Below are 25,932 nucleotides of genomic sequence, written 5' to 3'. Positions count from 1 at the left end.
TTGGGAAGAGATCGTGAGTAACTACAATCATGTAATTTCCACTCGACACGCCGGTCGCATGCAAATTTGTAGATCGGCCCCGGGCAGGGGTATCTGAGCCCGCAACGACGAACGCCCGTGGTCCCCTTGCGGGTGACCACGGGCGTTCAACGGGCGGCGCGCCCGCCGCTCAGATGTCGTTGGCGAGCGACTCGTCGTCGATGTCGTCGTCCTCGTCGTAGCGCAGGTAGTGGACGGCCTCGACAGGGTCGCCGTCGAAGCCGAGGCGGCCCTTCTCCAGGACGAGCACGCGCTCGCACATCTTGATGACCGACTCCGGCGAGTGGCTGACGTAGAAGAGGGTGCGGTCGCCGCTGTTGCGGATCTCGCGCATCTTCCTCATGCACTTCACCCGGAAGGGCTTGTCGCCGACGGCCAGCACCTCGTCGGCGAGGAAGATGTCGGAGTCGACGTGGATCGCGATCGCGAAGCCCAGGCGCGCCTTCTGGCCCGACGAGTAGTGCCCCACCGGTCCGTCGAGGGTGGCACCGAGGTCGGCGAACTCGACGATGTCGTCGAACTTGCGGCTGATCTCGGGACCGGTCATGCCGAGGATGGCGGCGTTGAGGTAGAGGTTCTCGCGGCCGGTGAGCTGGTTGTGGAAGCCGGCGCCCGTCGCGATCAGGCCGGCGATGCGTCCCCGGGTGAGGATGGTGCCCTCGTCGGGTCGCATGACGCCGTTGATCATCTTGAGCAGCGTGCTCTTCCCGGAGCCGTTGAGGCCCATGATGCCGACGGACTCCCCGCGCTCGACCGTGAACGAGACGTCGTCGACGGCACGGAAGGTCTCCGTGGTCTGGCGTCCCTTGGCCTTGGCGACCGCGACCTCCTTGAAGGTGCGGTGGTAGCGCAACGTGAAGTACTTGGTGGCGTTCTCCACCACGATCGACTTGGCCATGTCAGAGGCGCTCCGGGATCTTGTTCTCGAGCCGGCTGAAGACGTACTGGGCGAGGCAGAGGATCAGCGCCGCGACGGCCACGATCAGCACACCGTTCAGCAGCAGGTTGTCGGGCATCGCGGCGACAGCCTTGTGCTTCTGGTCGTCGACCGTGCCGACCCAGAAGGCCCGCTGGAAGAGGAGTACGGCGTCGGCCAGCGGGTTGTAGAGGTAGTACTGGGCGAAGCGACCGAAGCGGTCGTCGACCATTGCGTAGGAGTACATCATCGGCACGCCCCAGCGGACGAAGTTGTTGAAGACGCTGACGATGTTGCCGAAGTCGTTGAAGAAGACGTTGGCCGCACTGAAGAAGAGTGCTCCGGACAGGCCGAGCAGTCCGCAGATCAACAGGCCGAGCAGGAGCGCGACCAGGTCGACCGGCTCGGGCGTCCAGCCCGACAGGAGCGACGCGACGATCAGGATCACGATCTGCGGCAGGACGTGGTAGAGCGAGACCAGCATCGTGGCGACGGGGAACATCTCGCGCGGCATGGCCATCTTCACCACCAGGGCACGGTTGCGCACGATGGACCGGGTGCCCGCGCCGAAGGTCTCGGTGAAGAAGTGCACCACGGTCAGGCCGGCGAACAGGTGGATCGCGAAGTTCGGGATGTCCGCGTGCAGGTTGAAGATGAACCCGACGACGAAGTAGTAGATGCAGAACTGCGTGAGCGGATTGATGTAGGACCACAGCAGCCCCAGGAACGAGCCCTGGTAGCGGGCACTGATCTCGCGTCGCACCAGCAGGGTCAACAGGTAGCGCCGGCGCATGACGCCGATCAGGCCGTTGTCCGAGGACGGCGGCCGCAGCGGCGGCAGACCCGCCTCGTCGTCGGAGATCGCGGTCATCGGTCCTCCCCCTCGGTCCACGGAGCGAATGTCTTCTCCCAGGTGTCGGGCGAGGTGATGTCGCCGAGCGCCGAGCGGTACTGCTCGGCGATCTCGTCCCAGTCGCGCCGGAACCGGTTGTGGAGCTGGACGGTACGACGCACGAGCGCCTTGTAGCGCTCGCGGTCGCGCTGGTAGAGCGCGGCCGAGGTGCCGTCGTTCATGGAGACCACCGCAGAGTCGAAGCCCGCGATCCGGTACCACTTCGCGTCCATCGCGCGGATCTCGACCTCGGGGAACTCGCGGGACAGCTCGCGCGGCTTCTTCAGCTGGCGGATCGGCGCGAGTCCGGCGGTGATCACCTTGGAGAGGCGGCCGGGGACGTCGCTGAGGTCCTTGCCCTTGCGCGGCGGCTTCTCGCGCCGTACGGGCGGGAAGTCGTCGGGGTCGGCGTGCAGCTGGGCGTCGGAGAACTGCAAGCGGGCGGCGTTGACCTCGCCGAGGCGGGTGCCGAGCATGCCGTGCAGGCCCTGCGGGCCGGCGAGGACGTCCTCGAGCGCCTGGATCCGCAGCTCCACCGTGGAGTACTGCATGGACACCAGGTGGGCCAGGTCGAACGCGAAGCTCTCCTGGAGCAGCCGGCCACCGCGCGGGTAGCCGGAGTGCAGCAGCGCCGCGACGAACCGGTTGCGCTGGTGGAAGTAGGCCTGCCAGTCGAGGGCGTCGTTCTTGTCGGTCCACGGCACGTGCCAGACCGCGGCGCCCGGGAAGGTGACGGTGGGTACGCCGGCCGCCTTGGCGCGCAGGCCGTACTCGGAGTCGTCCCACTTGATGAACAGGGGCAGCGAGAGGCCGATGTCCTCGAGCACCTGGCGCGGGATCATGCACATGAACCAGCCGTTGAAGTCGACGTCCTGGCGCTTGTGCAGCCACCGGGCGGAGCGCAGGTTGCGGGCGCCGAAGTCCCAGTCCTGGAAGCCGTCCCTGGGCGACATCCACCAGAACCGGTAGGGCTGGACGATCTCGCCGAAGCTGTGCAGCCGGCTCTTCGCATAAAGGCTGAACATGTGGCCGCCGACGATCGTCGGGCGCTTGGCGAGGTCGCCGAAGGTGACCGCGCGGATGATGCCCTCGGGCTCGCAGACGACGTCGTCGTCCATCATCATCGCGTACGTCGCGGTGCCCTTGCGGACCGACTCGAGCTGCCCGCGGGCGTAGCCGCCCGAACCGCCCAGGTTGCCCTGCTGGATCACCTTCAGCCGGCCCTCGAGGCGGGCCTCGGCGGCGGGGAAGAACTCGCTGTCGCGGACCAGCTGGGTGCCCTGCTCCATCACGAAGACGGTGTCGAGGTACGGCAGCAGCTCGGCGGTGCCGAGCTGGCCGAGCAGCTTGGCGCAGAAGTCGGGGCGGTTCATGGTGGTGATCGCCAGGTCGACGGTGCCGTGCCCTTGATGACGCAGTCGGTCGGCCGGGACGGCGGCATGCCACTCAGCGGACTCGACGGTCACGTCGCCGTGGCCGGCCACGACGTCGTACCAGTACCAGCCGCCGTCGATGAACGGGCCGAGCGGCAGCTCGAAGGTCAGCGTAGTCGGGCCCTCGGCCTCGGTGACCCCGCTGTCGACCTTCTGCTGGCGGCCGTTGGCCATCGACTTGTTGACGATCACGGTCGCGCCGGAGCCGCGGACCGTGACCGTCAGCGTCACCGCGTCGACGATGCTCCAGCGCCGCCAGTAGCTGGCGGGGAAGGCGTTGAAGTAGGTGCCGAAGGAGACCTTCTCCCCCGACGGCACGAGCACGGCCGTGCGGGTGAGCACCTGGTCGGGGCGGACCGTGCGGCCGGTCGCGGTCTTCTGCCGGATCGAGGCGTTGTTGAGCTCCTTGGCCGCCCGCGAGCCGCCGACGACGTACTTGTCCTCGTCGAGGTTCGGCTCCTCGCAGTCGAGGTAGAGCGGCAGGACGTCCGGGTCGGTGTCCAGCGGCAGGATCTGGCGCTGCAACAGCCGCTGCACCGTCCCCGAGCTGGTTGAGCCGGTTGAGCCTGTCGAGACCGTGCTCATGCGTCCACCCCACCGCTCTTGAGCTCGGCGCCCTCGGCGAAGTGCGGCCGGAGCGTGTTGTCGTACATGGACAGCGCGGAGGCGATGGCCATGTGCATGTCGAGGTACTTGTAGGTGCCGAGCCGGCCGCCGAAGAGCACCATCGGCTCCCGCTCGGCGAGGTCGCGGTACTTGAGCAGCTTCTCGCGGTCCTCGGCGGTGTTGACCGGGTAGTAGGGCTCGTCGGTCTCCTCGGCGAACCGGCTGTACTCCCGCACGATCACGGTCTTGCCCGCGGGGTAGTCCCGCTCGGGGTGGAAGTGCTTGAACTCGTGGATCCGGGTGAAGTCGACGTCGGGGTCGGGGTAGTTCATCACCGAGCAGCCCTGGAAGTCGTCGACGTCGAGCACCTCGGGCACCAGGTCGACGGTGCGCCACGAGAGGCGACCCTCGCTGTTGTGGAAGTACTCGTCGACCGGACCGGTGTAGACGATCGGGACCTTGCCCTTGTAGCGCTCGGCGACCCCGTCGGCCAGGAAGTCGGTGTCGAGCACGACCTCGATGTTCGGGTGGTCGGCCATCTTCGCCAGCCAGGCGGCGTACCCGTCGGTGGGCAGGCCCTCGTACTTGTCGTTGAAGTAGCGGTTGTCGTAGTTGTAGCGGACCGGGAGCCGGCTGATGATGTCGGCCGAGAGCTCCTCGGGCGAGGTCTGCCACTGCTTGGCGGTGTAGTGGGCGATGAACGCCTCGTAGAGCGGGCGGCCGATGAGGGAGATGCCCTTCTCGACGAAGTTCTCCGGCTCCTTGTCGCCCAGCTCGCCGGCCTGCTCCTTGATCAGGGCCCGCGCCTGGTCGGGCGTGTACGCCGCGTCGAAGAACTGGTTGATGGTGCCCAGGTTGATCGGCAGCGGGTAGACCTGCTGGTCGTGCGTCGAGTAGACGCGGTGCTGGTAGCCGGTGAAGGTCGTGAACCGGTTGACGTACTCCCACACCCGCTCGTTGCTGGTGTGGAACAGGTGGGCGCCGTACTTGTGCACCTCGATGCCGGTCTGCGGCTCCGGCTCGCTGTAGGCGTTGCCGCCCAGGTGGGAGCGGCGCTCGATGACCAGGACCTTCAGTCCGAGGTCGTTGGCGCAGCGCTCGGCAACGGTCAGGCCGAAGAATCCGGAGCCGACGACGACCAGATCGGGGAGGTCGGGGTTCGACGAGGTGAGAGACACGATCGGTGAGTTTACGGACCCGCCGCCCGGTTCCCCATTCGGACGCGCGGCCATGCCCTGTTCACCCATTGGGGGAGGTGACGAATATCCTGTTCTGGTGTACACCCACCACTCGACCGGACGCGGCGCGCCATCCTTTGCCCTTGCCTGGCTCGCCGGCCTCGGTCTGGCCGTCGCCACGGTGGCGTTCTCCAGGTTCGAGAACATCCCGATCGAGGACCCCGACAGCCTGATCCCGGGCTACATCCGGTTCCCCGCGATCGTCCTGGGAGCCATCGCGCTCGACGTGGTCCCCCACACCTTCATGGCCGCCGGCCGCCCGGGCACCGGCTGGCTGCGCCGCATCCGCACCGCGTTCCGCACGGTGATGCGGGAGCGCTGGCCGCTGACGCACTGGAAGTTCGCGCTCAACGGCGTGATCGCCTGGTACCTGTGTTACGCGGCGTTCCGCAACGTGAAGAGCATGGCGCCGTTCGTGCACGAGAAGATCTATGACGACCCACTGGCGGCGATCGACAGGTTCCTGTTCGCCGGACACGACCCGGCCGCCGTCCTGCACGCCTGGTTCGGCACCGGCATCGCCGCCCACTTCTTCTCGTCGGTCTACATCGTGTGGATCGCCCTGGTCCCGGTGTCGATCGCGATCGCCCTGGTCTGGACCCGGCAGACGCGCGCGGGTGAGTGGTACGTCACGGCGGTCGCGGTCGACTGGGCGCTGGGCGCCCTGCTCTACGTGCTGGTCCCGACCGTCGGCCCGATCTACTCCGACAGCAGCACCTTCGCGGACCTGCCCGAGACGTATGTGAGCAAGCTCGCGGACTCGATGTGGGACGACCGGGTCAACACGCTGGCCACCCACGGCGAGTCCGGCCTGCAGACGATCGCCGCGTTCGCGTCGCTGCACGTCGGCATCATGATGACGATCTGCCTCATCGTGCAGGCGGTCAAGCTGGCCCGCTGGGTGCGGATCAGCGCGTGGACCTTCTTCGGCCTGACCGTGCTCGCGACGGTCTACCTGGGCTGGCACTTCTTCGTCGACGTGATCGCCGGTGCCGCGCTGGGCGCGTTCGCCGTGTGGATCGCCGGCATCGCCACCGGCAACCGGGTCGGCCTGCGGGTGCGGCTGGTGCCCGAGGTCAGCGAGCCGGAAGAGAGCGCATCCGCCACCCATCCCGGAGCGCTCGCGTCACGTTCGATGCCTCTGCCCGACCACCCCGCAGCGGACTGAGCAGGACCACGACCAGCGCGATCAGCGCCGGCTTGAGCCGCACGAGCAGGTTCTCGCCGTACCGGAAGTGCACGACGAACAGGTTGCGGTACATGTAGTACCCCTTCCAGCCGGCGAGGTCGTGCTGCTGGTCGAAGTCGAGCTGGCGCACGAGGACGGCGTCACGCACCGCACGGATCGCGAACCCGGCCCGGCGCGCGCGGATCGCGAAGTCCACGTCGTCGTAGAAGATGAAGAAGGACGCGTCGGGCAGCCCGATCCGGTCGATCACCTCGCGCCGGACCAAGAAGCCCTCGAAGGCGACGTTCTCGACCTCGACCGTCGCCGGCATCGCCGCGCGACTGGGGTACGTCGAGTCGATGCTGGCCGTCTTCGGGCGGATCGCCAGCGGGTTGCGCAGGTCGAAGCGCAGTGCCGCCTTCTCCACGAGGGCGCCCGCACGGTCCTCGCGGACCGCGATCAGGCAGGAGCCGTCGGCCTCGAGGAGCCGGGTCAGGCAGTCGGGGGCCGGGACGACGTCGTCGTCCATCAGCCACATCACGTCGTAGCCGCGGTCGTAGGCGGCTTGCAGGCCCAGCCGGAAGCCGCCCGCTCCGCCGAGGTTGTCGCTCGCGTGGATCGGCACCAGGCCGGCGAGGGTGCTGCGCTCGAGCACCTCGCGGGTGTGGTCGGTGCTGGCGTTGTCGACGACGAACACCGCGTCCGGCGCGCGGTCGAGCGCGCCGAGGCCGGCGAGCATCTGCTCGAGCAGGTCGGCGCGGTTGTAGGTCACGACGACGACGGCGACCTGTTCCTCGGCGGTTGAGGTGCGAGCGGAGCGAGCCTCGAAACTCACCTGAGGTACCTCCGGTGGCCGGTGAAGTCGCCGCGCAGGCCGGCGGCCGCGGCGCGGGCGCTCAGCGGGATCCGGGCCGGCTGCGGTCTCGTGAAGAGGTAGAACCACACCGTCTTCAGCCAGAACAGCAGCACGTGCACCCAGCCGCGGTAGGTGCGCAGGTTCAGGGTGTTGTTGCGCGCCATGCAGTAGTGCTTGAGGTCGCTCGGCGTGTGGTTGTAGGTCGTGCGCCCGAACATCATCGGCGTCCCGAGGTCGTCGGTGGCCGGGTGCAGGAAGTGGGCCTCGACCACGGTCGCGATCCGGGCGCCCGCCCGCTGGGCGCGCCACAGGTACTCGACGTCGTCACCCCAGATGAAGAAGTCCTCGCGCGGCAGGCCGATCCGCTCGACCAGGTCGCGGGTGACCAGCACGCCGTTGAACGGGATCACCACGTCGTCGATCAGTCCGTCCCGCGCGGCCGCCTCGACGGCGGCCATCTCGTGCACCACCCGGGTCCCACCGGGGAGACGGATCGGGAAGCACAGCCGCGACGGGTCCTGCTCGGCCAGCACCGCCGGACCACAGAAGTCGAGGCCGTCGCGCTGCTGCCGCTGCAGGAGGAGGTCGAGACAGTCGAGCGCCGGCAGGCCGTCGTCGTCCATCAGCCACACCAGGTCGGCACCCTCGCGCACCGCCCGGCCCAGTCCGTGGTGGAAACCGCCCGCACCGCCGGTGTTGGTCGCCAGGGTCTCGTGGACGACGCGCGGGTCGGCCAGCCCGGCCAGCCACTCCCCCGTGCCGTCGGTCGAGGCGTTGTCGACCACGAGGATCCGCTCCAGGCCTGCGATCTCCTGCAGCCGCGGGACGAGTCGCTGCAGCATCGCCAACCTGTTGAAGGTCACCACGACGGCCTGGACTCGCACGGCGGTCACCCTACTGGCCCACCGCGCCAGTCACTGGATCGTCCCCCGAGGGACGATCCACTGCGCGCTCAGATCGGGACGAACCTGCTGCGCGTGATCGAAGTCGGCGTCGTAGTGAACGATCGTGACCACCTGGTCCTCATGGGAGTGGCGCAGTGCTGTCGCGGCGATCTGCAGATCGCTCACACCGACTGCCCTGCCCATGCCAGCCCCGAAGAGCAGGCCCTGCAGCTCGACGGCGATCCGGGCGACCTCCTCGTCAGGCGGCAGGTAGACCTTCGCCCTGCGGTTCGCGTCGAGGATGGTGCGGTGGTCCGCAGCGCTACGCGCGGAGTAGCACTCCTCCAGGATCTGCGGAAGACAGCTGGCGAGCTCGCCCGTCGCCAGCAGACCTACCACGGCCTGCGCCACCGTCGGCGCCCGGTGGACGCGCTGCGTCACCGAGTTGTCGAGCAGATAGAGCTGCCTCATCGCTGCGCTTGGGCAACGACCTCGGCATCGTCCAGCTCACTCGCGATCCCCGACCGCAGGTGCTCCAGGTACTCCAGAGCGCGGGCCTTGCGAACCACCTGCTCCAGCGCCTCCGTCACCGTCCCACGCTTGGTCGGCTGTCCCGTAGCTGCCATCGCCTCGGCCATGAGGCCCTCGTCCACGTCGATCAGTGTCTTCGTCATCAACACTCCCGGAGATATCCGATATCGACCTTCAGGATATCACCGGTGCCGAGCCGTCAGTCGTCCTCAGGTCGCAGCAGCGCGTCGGGATCGAGCCGGGGCGGGATCGCGGCGAGCGCTGCCTGGACCAGCGCGGTGCGCGCCTTGACCTCGACGGCCCGGCGCAGCCGCCCCTTGCCACCGCCCGCCAGGCCCTGCACGACCTCGGCGACCTGCCGGTCGTCGTACGTCGGACGGGTGCCGGGGGCGACGTCGACGTCGGGCAGCGCGACCAGCACGGGCAGCACCTGGTCGCCGAGGGCGTCGAGCACCTTGAAGCGCTGGTAGCGGTCCATCTGCTCCCAGGCCGTGTCGATGTCGACGCCCCGCTTGCGGAAGCGGCGGTCGGCGGCCAGCACGACCTTGGCCGCGCCGGCGAGTGCTGCGGTCAGCTCGTGCTCGGTGAAGCGCATGGCCCTACCCAACCTCACGGGGCGGGGCGGTGTCCCGTTACCGTGGCGTCGTGGACACCGCCGCCGTGCTGACCCTGCTCCAGGACGTCGCCGCGGAGGTGATCGACCCCCGGTTCCGCGCGCTCTCCGACGAGCAGGTCTCGGAGAAGAACCCCGGCGACCTGGTCACCGTCGCCGACCACGAGTCCGAGGCGCTGATCACCGCGGCCCTGCAGGCGGCGTACCCCGACGCGCTGGTGCTCGGCGAGGAGGCGATGGCGGCCGACGCCACGCTGCTCGACCGGTTCGCGAGGGCCGAGCACGCGTTCACCGTCGACCCGGTCGACGGCACCAAGAACTTCGTCAACGGCTCCCCCGACCACGCCGTGATGGTCGGCGAGGTCCGGGGTGGCGCGGTGACCCGCGGCTGGATCTGGCAGCCGCAGCACAAGACGTCGTACGTCGCCGAGCTCGGCGCCGGCGCCTGGCGCAACGGCGAGCGCCTCACGGTGACCGCCGCCGGTGACGGCGTACCCTTCCGGACCGCGCGGCGCGCCTGGGTCGGCCAGGAGCTCGGCGGGCTCGGCACCCTCGAGCTGACCTGGGCCTGCTGCGGCGTCGACTACCCGCACCTGATCGCCGGCGACGCCCGGGCGCTCGTCTACAGCCGCTCGATGCCGTGGGACCACCTCCCCGGCTCGCTCGTCCTCACCGAGGCGGGCGGCGTGATCGGACAGCACGACGGCTCCCCGATGCGGCCGCAGCAGCTGGCCGGCGGGCTGGTCGCCGCACCCGACCGGGCGACGTACGACGCCGTGGTGGGGGCGCTGCCCGTCTGATCGGGGTTCGGGCCCGGCAGCGTCAGCAGGCCGCCGCGACGTCGTCGGTCTCGTTGGCCTGGTAGCCCTGGTTGCGGGACCCGAGCGAGCCGCCGGTGACGGTGTCCGGCTGCTGGGCGGGCTGCTCGGCCTTGTCGTCGCCGCTGCCGCCGCTGCCGCCGGTGCCGCCCTTCGGCTGCTCCCCCTGCGCCGGCGTCTTGCCCTTCTTCGCCGCCTTCGGGTCGCCCTCGGCGCGGTCGATGGCGCTGCGGATCATCTGCTGCACCAGGTCGATGTCGGGGTCGGCCGTGTTGATCCGCGGCGGGACGAGGGAGACCGAGGAGATCTTCTGGGTCCGGGCGCGCAGGGCGAGCTGGACGAAGTCGCTGAGCGCGCCGCCGGGGATGTCTGTCTGGATCATCGCGCTGGACGCCTTGGCGATCTCCTGGAAGTTCGTCAGCGCCTTGGCCGGGCTGACCTGGGAGACGAGGGCGGAGAACACGCACTTCTGGCGGGCCATGCGCGAATAGTCGTCGGAGCCCTCGCGGGCCCGGGCGTACCAGAGGGCGTCGTGGCCGTTGAGCTTGCGCCGGCCCGGCTCGATGTAGCCGGTGACGTCCTTGCCGAGGCCACCGACGGGGATCCGGGAGCGGACGTTGAGGGTGACCCCGCCGAACGCGTTGACCAGGCGCTCGAAGCCGCGCATGTTGACCATCACCCAGTAGTTGATGTCCAGGTCGGTGATGCCCTCGATCGCGGACACGGTCGCGTCGATGCCGGGGTTCTCGGAGCCCTTGAACAGGTCGGTGTGGTCGCCGACCCAGGTGCTGACGCCGTTGAGGTAGCAGCCGTCGCAGTTGAAGCCCTTGGGGAACTGCTTCGCCATCACGCTGCCCTCGCGGAACGGGAAGTTCTGCATGTTGCGGGGCAGGCCGATCATCACGGTACGGCCGGTGGTGGCGTCGACGGAGGCGATGGTCATCGAGTCGGTGCGCAGGCCCCAGCGGTCGTTGCCGGAGTCGCCTCCGATGAGCAGGATGTTGTAGCGGCCGTTGTGGGCCGAGCCGAGGTCGCCGTCGGCGAACATGGTCAGCCAGTCGCGCTGGGCCGCGGCGAGGTGGGCGCCGAAGAGCATGGTGCCGGCGACCGAGAAGCACAGGACGCCGTTGACGCCGACGACGGCACGGCGGTGCGGGAGGCGCAGGCTGAGCGGCTGGCCGATCCGCCAGGCATCGACGAAGAGCGCGGCCCAGCCGAGGGCGCCGACGATCAGGTACAGCCGGATCACGAGCATCACGGTCGGGCTGAACGCCAGGGTCAGCGCGAGACCCTTGTCGAACCAGCTCCACACGGCCACGGCCAGCAGGGTGCCGAGTGAGAACAGCCAGATCCGCAGCGCCAGCTTGCCGATCGCACGGTTGCCCGCGAGCAGCTGGGCCGAGCCGGGCACCACGAGGGTGAACGCCATCAGGGTCAGCGCCCGGCGGAACCGCACCCGGGCGGCGCGTTCGTCGACGGGCATCTGCTGAGGCACCCGCCCAGTATCACCAGTCCCACGCGCCACTCCGGTGACGACGCGCCGCGAGTCAGGGGTGTGTCAGGCGGCGGCGACCGAGCCCGCGAGCCGGGCGATCTCCTCGGCGGAGGCGTTGGCGCCGGTGCAGACCACCGCGACGACCCCGTCCGAGCCGGTCGCGATCGCGCCGGCCAACGACGCGGCGCCGGCGCCCTCGGCCAGGGTGTGCGCGCAGGTCGCGAGCAGCCGCGCGGCCGCGTCGATCGCGTCGTCGTCGACCAGCACGAAGTCGTCGAGGCGCGCGCGCAGGATCTCCTGCGTGCGCGGGTACCCGGTCGTCGTGGCCAGGCCGGCGGCCCGGGTCGTCGCCGGGGCGGCCTCGATCAGGCCGGTGCGCCACGAGTGCCAGCCCGCGGGCGCGGCCGAGGACTGTACGCCGACCACCCGGCACCCCGGAGCCAGCACGTCGCGGACCAGACAGGCGCCGGCGGCCCCGGTACCGCTGCCGATCGGGACGAAGAGCGTGTCGAGGCCGGCCGCCTGCCCGAACAGCTCGAGGTAGGCCGTCGCGTGGCCCAGCACGATCCGCGGGTCGGTCGGGCACACGAACGACGCGCCGGTCTCAGCCGCCAGCGCACGGGCGTGCTCGCCCGCCTCGCCGAGGCTGGCACCGACCAGGACGACCTCGGCGCCGAGAGCCGCGACCGCGTCGCGCTTGGCCGCGGGGGCGCTGGCCGGCATCACGATCGTGGCGCGTACGCCGGCCAGCCGGGCGCCGTACGCCACCGACTGGGCGTGGTTGCCGGTCGAGCAGGTGACCAGGCCGTGCGCGCGCTCGGCGTCGGTGAGGGTCGCGGACAGGTGCACGCCGCCGCGGACCTTGAAGGCGCCGGTGGGCTGCACGTTCTCGTGCTTGACCAGGACCGGGCGGCCGAGCGCCTGGTCGAGGAGCGGGTGCGCCTGCAGCGGGGTGGGTGGCAGGTGGGCGCCGACGACCTCGGCGGCGGCGAGGACTCCGTCGAAGGTCAGCTCGGTGCTCATGGGTCCATCGTCGGCGACCGGGCACCCATCGGTCCAATAGTTCCTTTCAACTGGACCAATCGACAGCATCGATCGATAAGCTGTCGCCATGATCGACCTTCGCCGCCTCGAGGCCCTCGTCGCGGTCCACCGCACCGGGTCGGTGTCGGCCGCGGCGGCCCAGCTGCACTACGGACAGCCGACCATCTCCCACCACCTGCGCCGGCTCGAGGCAGAGACCGGCGCGGTGCTGCTCCAGCGGGTCGGACGCGGCGTCCGGCTCACGCCCGAGGGCGAACGCCTGGCCCGCCGTGGCGAGGAGATCCTGGGCCTGCTGGCCCGTGCCGAGGCCGAGCTCGCCGCCGCGACCAGCCTCCAGTCGGGACGGGTCCGGCTCGCCGCCTTCCCCTCCGGCGCGGCCACCCTGGTCCCCGACGCCCTGGCGCTGCTCGCGACCCGGCACCCCGGCATCCAGCTCGACCTGGTCGAGGCCGAGCCGCCCGAGGCCTACGAGCTGCTCCGCGCCGGCGAGGTCGACCTCGCTCTCACCTTCGCCTACCCGGACCAGCCCGAGCCCGACCAGATCACCTCCGTCCCCGTCGTCGACGACCCGCTGCACCTGGTCACGTCGGCCTCGGCCGCGCCCTCCGAGGGCGCCGTCGACCTCGGCGCCTACGCACAGACCGGCTGGATCGCCGGCTGCGAGCGATGCCGGCGCGAGCTGCTCAGCCTGTGCGCGGACGCCGGCTTCACGCCCGCGATCGCCTTCGCCAGCGACGACTACGTCGCCGTGCAGTCCCTCGTCGCGAGCGGACTCGGCGTCACCGTGCTGCCCGGGCTCGCGCTACGCGCGCACCAGCACCGCGACGTCGTACGCCGCCCGCTCGCCGCGCACCGGCGGGTCCAGCTCTCGACGTACGGCGCTCCCCCGCGACCGGCCGCGGTGGACGCTGTGGCGGCGGCGCTGACCGAGGTCGCGGGTCGCCCGAGCTGATCAGGAGCGGGCGCGGATCGCGTCGATCTCCTGGCGGCGCGCGAGCCGGTGGGCACGGCGTACCTCCGCCTCGTGCATCCGCCGGCGGTCCTCGTCGGTCTCCGGCTCGAGCGCGGGCACCGGGCGACCGTGACCCGCGCCGTCGACCGCGACGAACACGAAGTACGCCGAGCCGACGTGCAGCACCTCGCCGGCCGCGTCCCACGGCTCGGTCTCGATCCGCACGCCGATCTCCATCGACGAGGTGCCGACCCAGTTGACCTGGCCGAAGGTGCGGATGATGTCTCCGACCCGCACCGGCTCGAGGAACGCCATCTCGTCGAGCGCCGCCGTCACGGCCGGGCCGCCGCTGTGCCGCTGTGCCACGACCCCCGCGGTCGAGTCGGCCAGCTTGACCACCTCGCCACCGTGGATGTTGCCCAGCAGGTTGGCCTGCGCGCGCGAGGTCAGCGTGGCCAGCTCGATGCGGGAGTACGACGGCGTGCGTGCCGCGACGATCTCTGTCACGCCCTGACGGTAGCGTCATCGGCATGGCAGGGCGTGGCAACGACACCGGGGACACCGGGGACACCGGAGGCACCGGGGACACCGGCGGCGAGGACTTCGACTGGGTCTACGGGTCCGGGTCGCAGGACGCTCGTCGCGGCTCCGCCGACCCCGAGCCCACCCGCCGGATCCCGGTCCAGCGACGACCCGGCGCCCAGGCGCCGGCCCCTCCGCCACCGCCCGTCCGGCTGCCGCCGGCCCAGCAGTACGGCCGCACGTCCGAGCCCGGCGGCCGAGGCCCGGCGCCGCGGCTGCCGAAGCGCAGCCGGTGGACGCGCCCGCGCACCTACGTCCGGCTGGTGCTGCTGGCCCTGGTCCTGTGGCTGGCGTACACCCTGGCGGTCCCGTTCGTCGCCTGGAACAAGGTCGACAAGGTCGACTTCGAGCCCAGCGCCGAGCGGCCGGCCGAGCAGCCCGGCACGACGTACCTGCTCGTCGGCAGCGACTCGCGCGCCGGCCTGTCCCCCGAGGAGCGCAAGAAGCTCCACACCGGCGACGCCGCGTCCGAGCTGACCGACACCATCTTGCTGCTGCACACCGGCGACGGCCCGACGACGCTGGTGTCCATCCCCCGCGACTCCCCGCTCGAGATCCCCGGCTTCGGCACCAGCAAGGTCAACTCGGCGTACGCCAAGGGTGGGACGCCGCTGCTCGTGCAGACCCTGGAGAAGGCGACCGGGCTGCGGATCGACCAGTACGTCGAGATCGGCTTCGGCGGCCTCGTCGGGGTGGTCGACGCGGTCGGCGGCATCGAGATCTGCCCCAAGCAGCGGATCAGGGACAAGGACTCCGGCCTGAACGTGAAGAAGGGCTGCCAGGAGGTCGACGGCGCCACCGCGCTGGCCTACTCACGAGCCCGCAAGTACAGCCCGATCTCCGACCTGGCCCGGGTCCAGCAGCAGCGCGAGGTGATCGCGTCGGTCGGCGACAAGGTCCTCTCGCCGTGGTCGGTGCTCAACCCGGTGCGCTGGTGGCAGCTCAACGGCGCCGTCCCCGACTTCTTCCGCTTCGGCGACACCACCGGTCCGGTCGCCGCCGGGAAGTGGGCGCTGGCGATGACGAAGGTGAAGAAGTCGTGCACCGTGCCGCTCGCGCGGGCCGACACCACGTGGGACACCAAGCGCGCCGGGCAGCTGTTCGGCAAGATCGCTGCGGACAAGACCGACGAGATCACCCCCGATCTCTGCACGGCCACGGGCCTGGCCCGCTGACCGCAACCCACGGAGGATCCCGCGTGTACGAGACCCTGACCTGGCACGTCGACGACGACGGCATCGCGACGCTGACCCTGCACCGGCCCGACGCCCTCAACGCGTTCGACCTGACCATGGCCCGCGAGCTGCTCCAGGTGTTCACCACCGACGCCCGCGACGACGCGGTGCGCGCGGTCGTCGTGACCGGCTCCGGCCGCGCGTTCTGCGCCGGCATGGACCTCTCGGCCGAGGGCAATGTGTTCGGGCTCGACGAGTCGCTCTCCCCCACACCCGAGGAGTTCCGGGCGGCGTACGACGAGGCGCCGTACGCCGACGGCGTGCGCGACACCGGCGGCAAGATCACCCTCGCCATCCACGCCCTGCCCAAGCCGGTCATCGCCGCGATCAACGGTCCGGCGGTCGGCATCGGCGCCACCATGACCCTGGCCATGGACCTGCGCCTGGCCTCGACGAAGGCCCGGATCGGCTTCGTCTTCGGCCGCCTCGGGATCGTGCCCGAGGCCTGCTCGACCTGGTTCCTGCCACGCATCGTCGGCATCCAGCAGGCCCTCGAGTGGGTCTACTCGGCCGACATCCTCACCGCCGAGCAGGCCCTCGCCGGCCGGCTGCTGCGCAGTGTCCACGAGCCCGACGAGCTGCTGCCGGCGGCGTACGACCTGGCCCGGGCGTTCGTCAAGGACCGCTCGCCGGTCGCGCTCGGCCTGGCCAAGCAGATGCTCTACCGCAACAGCGCGGCCGCCGACCCGCTCGAGGCCCACCTCACCGACTCGCTCGCCATGTTCTGGACGTCGATCGGCGACGGCAAGGAGGGCGTGGCGGCGTTCCTCGAGAAGCGCACGCCGGGCTTCACCGGCAAGGCCTCGGAGCTGCCCAGGATCGTGTGAGCCGACGGCTCACATCGCCATGAAGAGGATCTCCTCGCGGCTGTACTCCCGACCCGGGTGCTCGGCCGCGAGGTGCTCCTGCACCTTCTCGACGAGCTCGTCGTCGGTGTCGGCACGCAGGGTGGTGTCGCAGGGGCAGCGCAGCGAGGGCATCTGGACCTCCGGGGACGGCGAACAGGAACGCGTTCCAGTCTAGGGCTCCGGCAACTTCGGGACGAGGTGCCCGTCGGGTTAGCCTCGACGGCGATGCGCCAGCCTGGAGCCCCCGTCCGACGTACTCTCGCGACCCTCGTCGCCGTCCTCGCGACCGTGGCCCTCGCCGGCTGCAACGAGCAGGAGCCCGGTCCCGCGGAGCCGGCGGCCGCCGTACCGACGACGGCGCCGCCGACCACGGCCACTCCCACGCCGACGCCGGGTCCGCCCGCGGCCGAGCAGTCGAAGACCGCGATTCCTCACGTCCAGCGCACGCAGCGCCCGTACTTCAAGGACAAGGAGGTCTGGCAGAAGGCCCAGCCGGCCCACCTGCAGAACCTCAAGAACCCGCTCGCCGAGCGGCGCTGGGGCGTCTACAAGGGCGATCTCGAGCAGACCTGGAGTGCCTACGAGTCCGCGGGCGGCGACACCAAGCGGCTGCTGGGCAAGATCGCGCTGCGGCCGAAGTCGCTGTGGCTCGGCGACTGGAGCGGATCGCCCGAGCAGATCGGCTCGGTCGTGCGGGACTACGTCCAGAACGCCTCCGGCGGCGACCCGAAGGTGCTCGTCCAGCTCGCCATCTTCCGGATGGATCCGTGGGAGCACGCCGTATGCGGCGGCCGCGCCCCCTCCGGCGGCGCCCAGGACACCTACCGACGCTGGATCGCCAACGCTGCCCGCGCCCTCGGCCGCCAGCACACGGCGATCATCCTGCAACCCGACCTGCCGTTCTGGTGGTGCTCGAACCGCTCGGTGACCAGCTCGCTGATCACCTATGCCGTGAAGACCTTCTCGGCGCAGCCGAACACCAGCGTCTACCTCGACGCCGGCGCGGCCGACTGGAGCAGCACCCCGCAGGTCGGCGCCCCGCGCGCATCCCAGGCCGCCGACCTGCTGATGGCCAACGGCATCGCCCACGCCCGCGGCTTCGCCCTCAACGCGACCCACTACGTCGGCACCGAGGAGTCCGTCGCGTACGGCGCGGAGCTGGTCCGGATCCTGCGCGAGCGCGGCGTCAAGGGCGTCCACTTCGTCGTCGACACCGCACAGAACGGCAATGGCATGACCTGGCCCGAGGTCGAGGCCCAGGGCAGCCGGGTCAACGACAATGCCCGCGTCTGCGGCTCCACCTCCGACCGCCGCGGCTGCGTCACCCTCGGCATCCCGCCGACCTCACGCGTCGGCGACGAGCGCTGGGGACTGTCGAAGGAGACGGGCCGCGAGGCGAAGAAGTACGTCGACGGGTTCCTCTGGTTCGCCCGCCCCTGGCTGTTCATGCAGGCCAACTGGCGCGGCGCCGACCGGGCGATCGGGATGGCTCGCAGCACGGGCTGGTTCGCGCCCTGACCCACCCTGCTCGAACTGGTCCGCATTCCCCGCCGACCCGGCGCGAAGTGCGCTGAATCCCGCGCTGACCCGGCAGAAAGTGTCTTGCCGAACGAGACACTTTCTGCCGGGTCGGCGTGATTTCGGGACCACTTCGTGCCGGGTCAGCGAAAAGCAGACCGGCCGCCCCCGAGGGGACGGCCGGTCTGGTGATTCGTGGTGCGTCAGGCGGCAGCAGCGGCGCGGCGGCGGCCGTAGCTGACACCGCCCGCACCCGCGGCGACGAGGCCGGCGCCGAGGACCAGCCAGGCCAGGTCCGGGCCGCCGGTGTTGGGCAGCGCGCCGTTCTTGTCACCGCCGTCGGCGGAGCCGATGCGGAAGTGGGTGGTGTCCGAGGACGGGAGGAACTTCGCCGCGTCGTCGGGCGACAGGGCCGCGTGGGCGAGGTAGCCACCCTTGGGCAGGCGCGGGCCCGTGACCCGGACCGGCTTGTCGGTGAAGTGCACGGTCGTGCGGAAGACCGGCTTGGCGGCCGCGGCCATGGAGCCGCGCGCGGCGCTACCGCCCGCGGAGACGGTGATCGCGATGTTCCCCGCCGGCGGCGTCGGCGAGGCCGCGCTCGCGCTCACCTGCAGCACGATCGGCTCGCCGGGCTCGGCGGTGACCACCTGGATGTGGGTGGTGGTCGGGAGCTTGGATGTGTATCCCTCGTCGGCACCCGCGGGCGCCGGCGGCGCGACGGCGAGTGCGAGACCAAGCGTGGCGAGCGCAGCCAGCTTCTTCAGCACGTGTCCTCCTTGAACTTCCCCATGCAACGACCCGGCGTGTTCAAGGTGACGGGCTGTGCGCGCTCAGACTAGTGCACCCGCAGTGCGCGAGGTCACCCGGCTGCCGAGTCCGCGGTGGGCTCGGACTTCACCAGGTGGCCGAAGACGACGGAACGGTTGTCGGTGTGGAAGATCTCCGAGCAGGTGAGCAGCGTGATCAGGTGGTCGCCCGCCTCGGCCGGCGGCTGCGTGCCGCCCTTGGGGTTCACCGGCTTCGGGTCGAGCACCCAGGTCTGGGTGAAGGGGATGACCAGGTCCTCGCCCCCGGTGTCGAGGACATAGGTGTACGTCGCCGCGCGGGTCTCGACGACGACCTCGTCGCCGGGCTCCAGCGACGGGAGCTCGGCGAACGGCTCGCCGTGGGTGACCCGGTGGCCGGCGAGCACGTAGTTGCCGGTCGCGCCCGCGTCGGCGGTGTCGGCCATGTGACCCACGCCCGCGGCGAGCACCTCCTGGCTCGAGCCCTCGAGGACCGGGACCGCGTAGTCCTTGCCGAACCTCGGGATGTGCAGGATCGCGGTCGCGTTGCCGAAGTCGGTGCGGACGACGTCCTGGCCGTCACCCCACCCGGACTCGAGCGCGCGGCGTACGTCGTCCTGGCGCTGGTGCGACTGCCAGTTGGTGCCCCAGAACTGCCACGCCACCCAGCCCAGCACGGCGAGTCCGGCCAGGATCAGGCCGCAGCCGGCCCAGAACGAGATCCGGCGGCCGGTGGAGACCGCCGCCTTGCCGGACGGATCGCCCGCGGGCCGCGAGCGGCGCCGGCGTCGTACCCGATCGGGCGCGACGTCGGTGTCGTCGGGCCGGTCGGTCTGCGTCATGGGGTTCCCTCCTCGCGGGGCGCCGCGTCGGACGGCCCCACCCCATCCAACGCGGTGCGGACCCGCGTGTCACGCTCGGCGGCGACCCCGCTCGACGAGTCCACCACCGGTCGCCACGAGGCCGAGCCCGGCGAGGAGGAACCCCAGGTGCGGACCGCCGGTGTTGGGCAACCCACCCTTGCCCGCACCCTTCTGGGCGGCCCCCACGTCGAACTTCGAGCTGTCGCGGCAGCCGGCCAGGTTCTTGAGGTCATCGGGGACGAAGGTGGCGGTCGCCTTGTGCTGGCCCTTGGCGACCCGTGGCCCCTGGACCTTCACCGCGACGCCGTTGTAGCGCAGCTTCTTGGAGAAGTCGTCGTCGACGGTCACGGTCAGGCCGCCGATCGGCTTCGCGTTGCCGGTCGCGCTCACCCGCACGCGCAGCACCACGCGGTCGCCCACGACCGTCGCCGGCACGCTCAGGCTGCAGGTCGTCGGCACCGCCGGCGGGTACGGGTCCGCGGACGCGGGGCTCCCCACGCCCAGCAGGGCGAGCAGGAACGCGAGGGGTGCCGCGACAGCACTCCCCAGGACCAGGTAACGACGCATCAAGACCCCATCTCCCGAAAAGATGAAACTGGAACGCTTCGCCCATCGCCCCGGCGGACGGGCGAACTTGATGGTCAAACTCGGTCCTGTGAGGTTCGTTACGGCCCACCCGCAAGTTTTTTACCTTCTTACCGCGACAACCGGTAACACCATTTGGTAACTGCGGATTGGCGAGGGGTCTCGAGAGCGCAGAAACGCCCCGCAGCCCGATCGGGCTGCGGGGCGTTCCCCGGTCTGACCTGGGTCAGCGAACGGTCTTGACCGCGACCTTCAGCAGGGTCTGCGCCGGCGCGACGGCCGGAGCGGTGGCGTCACCGGAGACGGCCGTCACGCTGACGACCTTCTCGCCCTTGCGGGCCAGCAGGGTCTGCCCGCCGAGGGTGATGGTCGTGCTACCTGCGGTCATGGACTGCTGGGTGGTCAGGCCGACGCGCTGGTCGGTGCCCTTGAGCTTGAACTTGAAGGGAGTGGCGGTGGCCGTGAGGCCCAGCGCCTGCGACTCGCACACGAGGCGCGCAGCGGCCTTCTTCAGGAACGCCTTCGCCTTCGTGGCCGACTTGAACCGGATGGCCGAGACGGTGACGTTCGGCGCGGCGGCGGTCGGCGCGGAGACCATGTAGGCGGCGCCCGTCGTCTTCGCGCCCTTGACGTCCTTCGCCGGGGTGCAGGCGGTCGCCTGGGCGGCGCCGGAGGCCACGACCGGCGTGACGCCGGCGAGGTGCGGGTAGACGGCCGCGACCTTGGCGGGCGAGGGGACCTTCGGGGCCTTCGCGGCCGCGTCGGCGGGCCCGACCGTCAGGCCCACCAGGGCGGCGGGGACGATGACGGCAGCCAGGGCGTGGCGGAGCCGGCGCATCTGCATGGATTCTTCTCCTCGAGTGAAGCGAACGGTACGGCGCGGACAGTGCGTCGCGCCGCGCCGATCCTTCCATCAGCCGCAGCGGTCAGCCGCATCGCCGAACGGCATCGGCGATGCGGCATCGGACGGCCGGAGCCGTCAGAGCTCGCTCTGCACTCCGGCGAGGAGCTGGCGGGCCATCACGATCCGCTGCACCTGGTTGGTGCCCTCGTAGATCTGGGTGATCTTGGCGTCGCGCATCATCCGCTCGACCGGGTAGTCGCGGGTGTAGCCGTAGCCGCCGAGGACCTGCACCGCGTTGGTGGTGACCTCCATGGCGACGTCGGAGGCGAAGCACTTGGCGGCCGCGCCGAAGAAGGTGAGATCGGCGTCGCCGCGCTCGGAGCGGCCGGCGGCGGCGTAGGTCAGCTGGCGGGCGGCCTCGACCTTCATGCCCATGTCGGCGAGCAGGAACTGCAGGCCCTGGAAGTCCGCGATCGCCTTGCCGAACTGCTGGCGCTCCTTGGCGTAGCCGAGGGCGTAGTCGAGAGCGCCCTGGGCGACGCCGACGGCCTGGGCGGCGATGGTGATCCGGGTGTGGTCGAGGGTCTTCATGGCGTACTCGAAGCCCTTGCCCTCCTCGCCGATGATCCGGTCGCCGGGGATCCGGACGTTGTCGAAGTAGACCTCGCGGGTCGGGGAGCCCTTGATGCCGAGCTTCTTCTCGGGGGCGCCGAAGGACACGCCCTCGTCGGACTTCTCGACGACGAAGGCGGAGATGCCCTTGGTGCGGGCGTCGGGGTCGGTCGTCGCGAGCACGGTGTAGAACTCCGACTCCCCCGCGTTGGAGATCCAGCGCTTGGTGCCGTTGAGGATCCAGTCGTCGCCGTCGCGGACCGCGCGGGTCTTCTGGTTGGCGGCGTCGGAGCCGGCGTCGGGCTCGGAGAGGCAGTAGGAGAAGCCGCCCTCGCCGGCGGCGAGCTTGGTGAGGTACTTGGCCTTGATCTCCGCACCCCCGCCGATCATGACCGGCAGCGAACCGAGCTTGTTGACCGCCGGGATGAGCGAGGCGGAGACGTCGGCACGGGCGACCTCCTCGATCACGATGACGGTGGCCAGGGCGTCGGCGCCGGCGCCGCCGTACTGCTCGGGGACGTGGGGTGCGTGGAAGTCGGCCGCCTGCAGTGCGTCCTGCGCCTCCCGCGGGTAGCGGGCCTCCTCGTCGACGGCGGCGGCGAACGGCGCGACCTTGGCGTCGCAGATCGCGCGCACGGCCTCGCGGATGGCCTGGTGCTCCTCGGACAGGGCGTACATCGGGTAGTCGCTCACGACGGTCTCCTGAACTCGTTGGTACTCAGTATCGTACTAGCGAGACTGGGTCCCGTCGAGTTACTGTCAGGACGTGCCCGCCACCGCCCGCGACCGCCTCGTCGCCGCCGCCTTCGAGCTCTTCGCCGGGCAGGGGTACGACGCCACCACGGTCGAGGAGATCACCACCCGTGCCGGGACCGGCCGGAGCACCTTCTTCCGCCACTTCCCCACCAAGGACGACGTCGTGCTGCCCGACCACGAGGCGCTGCTGCGCCGGGTCGACGAGCGCCTGGCGACCGCGTCGGCCGCCGGGCACGAGGTCGCGCTGCGCGAGGCGGCCGGGATGGTGCTGGAGCACTACCTCGCCGAGGGCGAGACCGCCCGAACCCGCTACCGGCTGGCCAGCTCGGTTCCGGCGATCCGCGACCGCGAGATCGCGAGCGTGCAGCGCTACGTGCGGCTGTTCGGCAAGCACGTCCATCGCTGGCTCGACGCCGAGGCCGACGGTCCGCTGCGGGCCGAGCTGGTCGCCTCCGCCGTCGTGATCGCCCACAACCACGTCCTGCGGCAGTGGCTGCGTGGCGCCGTCGACGACGCCGCCACCACCCGGGCGCTCGTCGACCGCTCCCTGGACCACGCCCTCGCACTGCTGCGCGGACCGGCGGCGGCCGGCTCGCCCACGATCGTGATCACCAGCGGCGGGCGTGACGTCGAGCAGGTCGTGCGCGACGTGCGCGACGCCCTCGGCGGGTCCTGACCGGGAAGATCCGGGGCCCCGCGGGCCTTGGGTCGATATGAACTCCCGCGACCAGCTCGACCACCTCGACCACCTCGACCCCGAGACCATCGACTGGATGCTGGACGACGCCACGACCTGGGCGGTCGTCGGCCTGTCCGGCAACCCGGACCGGACGGCGTACCGGATCGCCGAGCTGCTGCAGTCGCGCGGCAAGAAGATCGTCCCGATCCACCCGTCCGCGCCGGTCGTGCTCGGTGAGCAGGGCTATGCGACGCTCGCCGACGTGCCGTTCCCGATCGACGTGGTCGACGTGTTCCGCCGCTCCGAGGACGCCGGGCGGTTCGCCGACGAGGCGGTCGCGGTCGGCGCGGGTGGCGTGTGGTTCCAGCTCGGCGTTGTCGACCGGGCCGCCTTCGAGCGGACCCGGGCGGCCGGCGTACCGATGGTCATGGACACCTGTCCGGCGATCGAGTGGCGCAAGCGCGCCCGCTGAGCGCTACTGGTCGCGGACGACGGCGCCCTTCGCCTCGGCGGCGAGCTTCAGCTCGGCCTGGAAGTCGCTCATCTGCCGCTGCAGCGCCGGGTCGGTCGCCGCGAGGATGCGTACGGCGAGCAGGCCGGCATTGCGCGCGCCTCCGATCGCGACCGTCGCCACCGGCACGCCCGCCGGCATCTGGACGATGGAGAGCAGCGAGTCCATGCCGTCGAGGTACTTCAGCGGCACCGGCACGCCGATCACCGGCAGCGGCGTCACCGCAGCGAGCATGCCCGGCAGGTGAGCCGCACCACCGGCCCCGGCGATGATCACCGACAGGCCGCGCTCAGCGGCGTCCTGGCCGTAGGCCAGCATCTCGGCGGGCATCCGGTGCGCCGAGACGACGTCGGCCTCGTAGGAGATCCCGAACTCCCGCAACGCCTCGGCCGCGGCCTTCATCACCGGCCAGTCGGAGTCGGAGCCCATCACGATGCCCACGCGCGCAGTCATGGGGAGAGGTTATCGGCGCGCCCACTGGGGAGGATCGGCGCCATGTCACGCAGTGCTCCGGTCGCCGGCCTCGCGGCGGCGCTCCTCGTCCTCACGTCCTGCTCCGGCACGCCGGAGGCCAGCCTCGAGCCCGAGGTGTTGACGCGGGTCCTGTGCGGCCTGCACCAGCAGCAGCGCGACGTCAGCGGCATGGAGCTCGCGAGCGACGACGACCAGAACACGCTGTGGCAGGCACAAGTCGCCCTCAGCACGCACCTCTCGCCCGCGATCGCCGACGGGATCGACCGCGCCGACTTCTCGGTCCGCGACCTGCTCGTGGGCAACGAGCCGGACGAGGAGAACGTCGAGGAGGGCAGGTCCCAGGTCGACGACGCGTGCGCCGACGTCGACGAGGTGGCTCCCGATGCCGAGCTGTACGCCGGCATCGGCTGCCTGTTCGTGGCGGAGGGCGGCGCGGTGTGGGGCGACGGCCAGGACCTGGCCATCGCGGCCGGCGTCCTCGACGACACCTACGACGACCTCGCGAAGGCTGCCGGTCAGGACGACAGCGGCCCGCTGGCCGACGCCTGCGCCGACCTCTGAGCGCTACTCGCTCTCGTTGCCGAGGTCGCCGCGGAACCAGGCGGCGGCGTGCCGCCCCCGCTCGAGGCAGTCGTCGAGGTCGTCGCCGTACACGTTGACGTGGCCGACCTTGCGGCCCGGCCGCAGGTCCTTGCCGTAGAGGTGGACCCGCAGCTGCGGGTCGCGAGCCAGGGCGTGCGGGTAGCCGTCGTAGAGGCGGCCGACGTCGGGGTTGTCGCCGCCGAGGATGTTGACCATGACCGTCCACCGCGCACGCGGCGCGGGTGAGCCGAGGGGCAGGTCGAGGGCGGCGCGCAGGTGGTTCTCGAACTGGCTGGTGACCGCACCGTCCTGGGTCCAGTGGCCGGTGTTGTGGGGGCGCATCGCGAGCTCGTTGATGTAGACCGCCGGGCGGCCCTCGGCGTCGACCGCCTCGAACAGCTCGACGGCGAGGATGCCGGTGACGTCGAGCTCGCCGGCGATGCGCAGCGCCAGCTCCTGGGCGGAGGTGGCCAGCACCGGGTCGAGGTCCGGGGCGGGGGCGACGACCTCGCGGCACACGCCGTCGACCTGGAGCGTCGCGACGACCGGGTACGCCGCCGCCTGGCCGCTGGGGGCGCGGGCGACGAGGGCCGAGAGCTCGCGGCGGAAGTCGACGAGCTCCTCGGCGAGCAGGCGGACGCCTCGCTCCGCGGCCGCAGCCAGGGGCTCGGCGACGTCGGCCGGCGTCCGCACGACCCAGACGCCCTTGCCGTCGTACCCGCCGCGGGAGACCTTGAGGACGCAGGGCAGGCCGAACGCCTCGACGTCGGCCTCGGTCGCGACCACGGCCCAGCGCGGCTGAGGGGCGCCGAGGCGCGTCATCGCCTCGCGCATCACGATCTTGTCCTGGGCGTGGACCAGGGCCTCGGGTCCCGGGTGGGCCACGACGCCGTCGGCGGCGAGCGCGCGGAGGTGCTCGGTCGGGACGTGCTCGTGGTCGAAGGTGACGACCGAGCAGCCCTCGGTGACGGTGCGCAGTGTGGTCAGGTCGCGGTAGTCGCCGACCATCTGGTCGGGGATGACCTGGGCGGCGGAGACGCCGTCGGCCTCGGCCAGCAGGCGCAGTGGTACGCCGAGGGCCACAGCGGGCTGGGCCATCATGCGGGCGAGCTGGCCGCCTCCGATCACGGCGATCCGGGGCGCGGGTTCGGTCGTCGACACGGCCGAACCCTACGAGGTGCGGAGGTGCTACGCCGAACTGGTGGCGTCGGCGGCCATGCCGAGCTCGAAGCGCAGGCCCTGGCCGCGGATGGTGGTGATCAGGCGGGGCTGGCGGGTGTCGTCGCCGAGCTTGCGGCGTACCCACCCCAGGTGGACGTCGATCGTCTTCGACGACGTCCAGAAGGTCACGCCCCAGACGTCGCGCATCAGCTCCTCACGGCTGACCACCGACCCGGCGCGCGCGATGAGCGCGTGCACCAGGTCGAACTCCTTGCGCGACAACAGGATCTCGCGGTCCCCACGCCACGTTCGCCGGGTCGACGGGTCGACCCGTACGTCCTGCACCTCGATCACATGGGCCAAGGTAAGGACGCAGGGGCCACCAGGGGCGTGGAATGCAAAGAATTTTGCA

Annotated in this window: 30 protein-coding genes; 9 read left to right on the top strand and 21 right to left on the bottom strand. The window is 71.0% G+C overall.

Annotated features, from left to right (window positions below; genetic code table 11):
• Positions 1 to 169: 169 nt before the first annotated feature.
• From QI633_RS06810 to glf, 4 genes are read right to left on the bottom strand one after another with little or no spacing between them, the layout of a single operon-like run.
• Positions 170 to 937: an ABC transporter ATP-binding protein gene (locus QI633_RS06810; protein ID WP_141799830.1), complete on the bottom strand. Its 768-nt coding sequence runs from the start codon at positions 935 to 937 to the stop codon at positions 170 to 172.
• Position 938: 1 nt separating this feature from the next.
• Entirely contained in the window at positions 939 to 1,826 is an 888-nt protein-coding gene (locus tag QI633_RS06805) for an ABC transporter permease (RefSeq protein WP_141799831.1), read from the bottom strand.
• Entirely contained in the window at positions 1,823 to 3,865 is a 2,043-nt protein-coding gene (locus QI633_RS06800; RefSeq protein WP_282428501.1) for a glycosyltransferase, read from the bottom strand. The genes QI633_RS06805 and QI633_RS06800 overlap by 4 nt, the downstream gene beginning before the upstream one ends.
• On the bottom strand, positions 3,862 to 5,064 hold the full coding sequence (glf, locus tag QI633_RS06795) for a UDP-galactopyranose mutase (RefSeq protein ID WP_260806108.1): 1,203 nt from the start codon (positions 5,062 to 5,064) through the stop codon (positions 3,862 to 3,864). The genes QI633_RS06800 and glf overlap by 4 nt, the downstream gene beginning before the upstream one ends.
• Before the next feature lie 97 nt (positions 5,065 to 5,161).
• Between glf and QI633_RS06790 the strand changes: the two genes are divergently transcribed.
• A complete protein-coding gene (locus QI633_RS06790) occupies positions 5,162 to 6,292 on the top strand; it encodes a phosphatase PAP2 family protein (protein ID WP_160158314.1) in 1,131 nt (376 codons plus the stop codon).
• On the opposite strand, the gene QI633_RS06785 is transcribed toward QI633_RS06790, so the two are convergent.
• Genes QI633_RS06785 through QI633_RS06765 form a run of 5 tightly spaced genes read right to left on the bottom strand, consistent with a single transcriptional unit; the run spans position 6,201 to position 9,158 of the window.
• Positions 6,201 to 7,127 (bottom strand): glycosyltransferase family 2 protein, encoded by a 927-nt coding sequence (locus tag QI633_RS06785; protein WP_282428500.1) that lies wholly within the window; start codon positions 7,125 to 7,127, stop codon positions 6,201 to 6,203. The genes QI633_RS06790 and QI633_RS06785 overlap by 92 nt on opposite strands.
• On the bottom strand, positions 7,124 to 8,032 hold the full coding sequence (locus QI633_RS06780; protein ID WP_282428499.1) for a glycosyltransferase family 2 protein: 909 nt from the start codon (positions 8,030 to 8,032) through the stop codon (positions 7,124 to 7,126). The genes QI633_RS06785 and QI633_RS06780 overlap by 4 nt, the downstream gene beginning before the upstream one ends.
• Before the next feature lie 30 nt (positions 8,033 to 8,062).
• Positions 8,063 to 8,503 carry a PIN domain-containing protein gene (locus QI633_RS06775; protein WP_282428498.1) on the bottom strand — a complete coding sequence of 147 codons (441 nt, stop codon included), beginning with the start codon at positions 8,501 to 8,503 and terminating at the stop codon, positions 8,063 to 8,065.
• Positions 8,500 to 8,706, bottom strand: coding sequence for a type II toxin-antitoxin system VapB family antitoxin (locus QI633_RS06770; protein WP_141799837.1), 207 nt, complete (start codon positions 8,704 to 8,706; stop codon positions 8,500 to 8,502). Before QI633_RS06770 ends, QI633_RS06775 begins: the two co-directional genes overlap by 4 nt.
• Before the next feature lie 56 nt (positions 8,707 to 8,762).
• On the bottom strand, positions 8,763 to 9,158 hold the full coding sequence (locus QI633_RS06765; protein WP_141799838.1) for a hypothetical protein: 396 nt from the start codon (positions 9,156 to 9,158) through the stop codon (positions 8,763 to 8,765).
• 50 nt (positions 9,159 to 9,208) lie between these two features.
• Here QI633_RS06765 and QI633_RS06760 point away from each other — a divergent pair, with 50 nt between their 5' ends.
• Positions 9,209 to 9,976: an inositol monophosphatase gene (locus QI633_RS06760; protein WP_141799839.1), complete on the top strand. Its 768-nt coding sequence runs from the start codon at positions 9,209 to 9,211 to the stop codon at positions 9,974 to 9,976.
• A gap of 22 nt (positions 9,977 to 9,998) precedes the next feature.
• Here QI633_RS06760 and QI633_RS06755 read toward each other — a convergent pair whose 3' ends face one another.
• Together QI633_RS06755 and QI633_RS06750 are read right to left on the bottom strand one after the other, a co-directional pair.
• Positions 9,999 to 11,489, bottom strand: coding sequence for an LCP family protein (locus QI633_RS06755; protein WP_282428497.1), 1,491 nt, complete (start codon positions 11,487 to 11,489; stop codon positions 9,999 to 10,001).
• Between the two features lie 63 nt (positions 11,490 to 11,552).
• On the bottom strand, positions 11,553 to 12,512 hold the full coding sequence (locus QI633_RS06750; protein ID WP_160158315.1) for a pyridoxal-phosphate dependent enzyme: 960 nt from the start codon (positions 12,510 to 12,512) through the stop codon (positions 11,553 to 11,555).
• Between the two features lie 88 nt (positions 12,513 to 12,600).
• Here QI633_RS06750 and QI633_RS06745 point away from each other — a divergent pair, with 88 nt between their 5' ends.
• On the top strand, positions 12,601 to 13,485 hold the full coding sequence (locus QI633_RS06745; RefSeq protein WP_282428496.1) for a LysR family transcriptional regulator: 885 nt from the start codon (positions 12,601 to 12,603) through the stop codon (positions 13,483 to 13,485).
• On the opposite strand, the gene QI633_RS06740 is transcribed toward QI633_RS06745, so the two are convergent.
• Entirely contained in the window at positions 13,486 to 13,992 is a 507-nt protein-coding gene (locus QI633_RS06740) for an acyl-CoA thioesterase (protein WP_141799842.1), read from the bottom strand.
• A 23-nt stretch (positions 13,993 to 14,015) separates the two neighbouring features.
• Between QI633_RS06740 and QI633_RS06735 the strand changes: the two genes are divergently transcribed.
• Together QI633_RS06735 and QI633_RS06730 are read left to right on the top strand one after the other, a co-directional pair.
• Positions 14,016 to 15,242, top strand: a complete 1,227-nt coding sequence (locus QI633_RS06735) for an LCP family protein (protein ID WP_141799843.1) — start codon at positions 14,016 to 14,018, stop codon at positions 15,240 to 15,242.
• 23 nt (positions 15,243 to 15,265) lie between these two features.
• Complete coding sequence (locus QI633_RS06730; protein ID WP_282428495.1) at positions 15,266 to 16,129, top strand: crotonase/enoyl-CoA hydratase family protein; 864 nt, start codon at positions 15,266 to 15,268, stop codon at positions 16,127 to 16,129.
• 9 nt (positions 16,130 to 16,138) lie between these two features.
• Here the strand turns inward: QI633_RS06730 and QI633_RS06725 are convergent, their stop codons facing one another.
• The gene (locus QI633_RS06725; RefSeq protein WP_139622113.1) at positions 16,139 to 16,282 is read right to left on the bottom strand and encodes a DUF1059 domain-containing protein; all 144 of its coding nucleotides are present in this window, start codon (positions 16,280 to 16,282) and stop codon (positions 16,139 to 16,141) included.
• A gap of 93 nt (positions 16,283 to 16,375) precedes the next feature.
• Between QI633_RS06725 and QI633_RS06720 the strand changes: the two genes are divergently transcribed.
• On the top strand, positions 16,376 to 17,668 hold the full coding sequence (locus tag QI633_RS06720; protein ID WP_282428494.1) for a glycoside hydrolase family 6 protein: 1,293 nt from the start codon (positions 16,376 to 16,378) through the stop codon (positions 17,666 to 17,668).
• 203 nt (positions 17,669 to 17,871) lie between these two features.
• Here the strand turns inward: QI633_RS06720 and QI633_RS06715 are convergent, their stop codons facing one another.
• The 5 genes from QI633_RS06715 to QI633_RS06695 form a co-directional block, all read right to left on the bottom strand.
• Positions 17,872 to 18,435 carry an LPXTG cell wall anchor domain-containing protein gene (locus QI633_RS06715; protein WP_141799846.1) on the bottom strand — a complete coding sequence of 188 codons (564 nt, stop codon included), beginning with the start codon at positions 18,433 to 18,435 and terminating at the stop codon, positions 17,872 to 17,874.
• Between the two features lie 92 nt (positions 18,436 to 18,527).
• Positions 18,528 to 19,295: a class E sortase gene (locus QI633_RS06710; RefSeq protein ID WP_141799847.1), complete on the bottom strand. Its 768-nt coding sequence runs from the start codon at positions 19,293 to 19,295 to the stop codon at positions 18,528 to 18,530.
• 69 nt (positions 19,296 to 19,364) lie between these two features.
• Complete coding sequence (locus tag QI633_RS06705) at positions 19,365 to 19,883, bottom strand: hypothetical protein (protein ID WP_141799848.1); 519 nt, start codon at positions 19,881 to 19,883, stop codon at positions 19,365 to 19,367.
• Between the two features lie 244 nt (positions 19,884 to 20,127).
• Positions 20,128 to 20,745: a hypothetical protein gene (locus QI633_RS06700; protein WP_282428493.1), complete on the bottom strand. Its 618-nt coding sequence runs from the start codon at positions 20,743 to 20,745 to the stop codon at positions 20,128 to 20,130.
• Between the two features lie 135 nt (positions 20,746 to 20,880).
• Positions 20,881 to 22,050: an acyl-CoA dehydrogenase family protein gene (locus tag QI633_RS06695; protein ID WP_282428492.1), complete on the bottom strand. Its 1,170-nt coding sequence runs from the start codon at positions 22,048 to 22,050 to the stop codon at positions 20,881 to 20,883.
• 73 nt (positions 22,051 to 22,123) lie between these two features.
• Between QI633_RS06695 and QI633_RS06690 the strand changes: the two genes are divergently transcribed.
• Together QI633_RS06690 and QI633_RS06685 are read left to right on the top strand one after the other, a co-directional pair.
• Positions 22,124 to 22,789, top strand: coding sequence for a TetR/AcrR family transcriptional regulator (locus QI633_RS06690; RefSeq protein ID WP_141799850.1), 666 nt, complete (start codon positions 22,124 to 22,126; stop codon positions 22,787 to 22,789).
• A 37-nt stretch (positions 22,790 to 22,826) separates the two neighbouring features.
• Entirely contained in the window at positions 22,827 to 23,264 is a 438-nt protein-coding gene (locus QI633_RS06685) for a CoA-binding protein (RefSeq protein WP_282428491.1), read from the top strand.
• 3 nt (positions 23,265 to 23,267) lie between these two features.
• Here the strand turns inward: QI633_RS06685 and purE are convergent, their stop codons facing one another.
• Positions 23,268 to 23,756, bottom strand: a complete 489-nt coding sequence (purE, locus tag QI633_RS06680) for a 5-(carboxyamino)imidazole ribonucleotide mutase (protein ID WP_141799852.1) — start codon at positions 23,754 to 23,756, stop codon at positions 23,268 to 23,270.
• Between the two features lie 42 nt (positions 23,757 to 23,798).
• Between purE and QI633_RS06675 the strand changes: the two genes are divergently transcribed.
• A complete protein-coding gene (locus tag QI633_RS06675; RefSeq protein WP_282428490.1) occupies positions 23,799 to 24,338 on the top strand; it encodes a hypothetical protein in 540 nt (179 codons plus the stop codon).
• A 3-nt stretch (positions 24,339 to 24,341) separates the two neighbouring features.
• Here the strand turns inward: QI633_RS06675 and QI633_RS06670 are convergent, their stop codons facing one another.
• The gene (locus tag QI633_RS06670; RefSeq protein WP_282428489.1) at positions 24,342 to 25,520 is read right to left on the bottom strand and encodes a 5-(carboxyamino)imidazole ribonucleotide synthase; all 1,179 of its coding nucleotides are present in this window, start codon (positions 25,518 to 25,520) and stop codon (positions 24,342 to 24,344) included.
• Between the two features lie 27 nt (positions 25,521 to 25,547).
• Positions 25,548 to 25,874 (bottom strand): winged helix-turn-helix domain-containing protein, encoded by a 327-nt coding sequence (locus QI633_RS06665; RefSeq protein WP_141799855.1) that lies wholly within the window; start codon positions 25,872 to 25,874, stop codon positions 25,548 to 25,550.
• Between the last annotated feature and the right edge of the window lie 58 nt (positions 25,875 to 25,932).

This window comes from Nocardioides sp. QY071 (genome assembly GCF_029961765.1).
Lineage (GTDB): Bacteria > Actinomycetota > Actinomycetes > Propionibacteriales > Nocardioidaceae > Nocardioides.
Note: the sequence above shows the minus strand (reverse complement) of the source record. Positions and strands in the feature narration are given on the sequence as shown.

Excerpts from the sequence above, each read along its gene's own strand:
- QI633_RS06810 (WP_141799830.1), bottom strand. The coding sequence starts at position 937 with ATGGCCAAGTCGATCGTGGTGGAGAACGCCACCAAGTACTTCACGTTG.
- QI633_RS06805 (WP_141799831.1), bottom strand. The coding sequence starts at position 1,826 with ATGACCGCGATCTCCGACGACGAGGCGGGTCTGCCGCCGCTGCGGCCG.
- QI633_RS06800 (WP_282428501.1), bottom strand. The coding sequence starts at position 3,865 with ATGAGCACGGTCTCGACAGGCTCAACCGGCTCAACCAGCTCGGGGACG.
- QI633_RS06775 (WP_282428498.1), bottom strand. The coding sequence starts at position 8,503 with ATGAGGCAGCTCTATCTGCTCGACAACTCGGTGACGCAGCGCGTCCAC.
- QI633_RS06770 (WP_141799837.1), bottom strand. The coding sequence starts at position 8,706 with ATGACGAAGACACTGATCGACGTGGACGAGGGCCTCATGGCCGAGGCG.
- QI633_RS06765 (WP_141799838.1), bottom strand. The coding sequence starts at position 9,158 with ATGCGCTTCACCGAGCACGAGCTGACCGCAGCACTCGCCGGCGCGGCC.
- QI633_RS06750 (WP_160158315.1), bottom strand. The coding sequence starts at position 12,512 with ATGAGCACCGAGCTGACCTTCGACGGAGTCCTCGCCGCCGCCGAGGTC.
- QI633_RS06745 (WP_282428496.1), top strand. The coding sequence starts at position 12,601 with ATGATCGACCTTCGCCGCCTCGAGGCCCTCGTCGCGGTCCACCGCACC.
- QI633_RS06735 (WP_141799843.1), top strand. The coding sequence starts at position 14,016 with ATGGCAGGGCGTGGCAACGACACCGGGGACACCGGGGACACCGGAGGC.
- QI633_RS06725 (WP_139622113.1), bottom strand. The coding sequence starts at position 16,282 with ATGCCCTCGCTGCGCTGCCCCTGCGACACCACCCTGCGTGCCGACACC.
- QI633_RS06720 (WP_282428494.1), top strand. The coding sequence starts at position 16,376 with ATGCGCCAGCCTGGAGCCCCCGTCCGACGTACTCTCGCGACCCTCGTC.
- QI633_RS06710 (WP_141799847.1), bottom strand. The coding sequence starts at position 19,295 with ATGACGCAGACCGACCGGCCCGACGACACCGACGTCGCGCCCGATCGG.
- QI633_RS06705 (WP_141799848.1), bottom strand. The coding sequence starts at position 19,883 with ATGCGTCGTTACCTGGTCCTGGGGAGTGCTGTCGCGGCACCCCTCGCG.
- QI633_RS06700 (WP_282428493.1), bottom strand. The coding sequence starts at position 20,745 with ATGCAGATGCGCCGGCTCCGCCACGCCCTGGCTGCCGTCATCGTCCCC.
- QI633_RS06685 (WP_282428491.1), top strand. The coding sequence starts at position 22,827 with ATGAACTCCCGCGACCAGCTCGACCACCTCGACCACCTCGACCCCGAG.
- purE (WP_141799852.1), bottom strand. The coding sequence starts at position 23,756 with ATGACTGCGCGCGTGGGCATCGTGATGGGCTCCGACTCCGACTGGCCG.
- QI633_RS06675 (WP_282428490.1), top strand. The coding sequence starts at position 23,799 with ATGTCACGCAGTGCTCCGGTCGCCGGCCTCGCGGCGGCGCTCCTCGTC.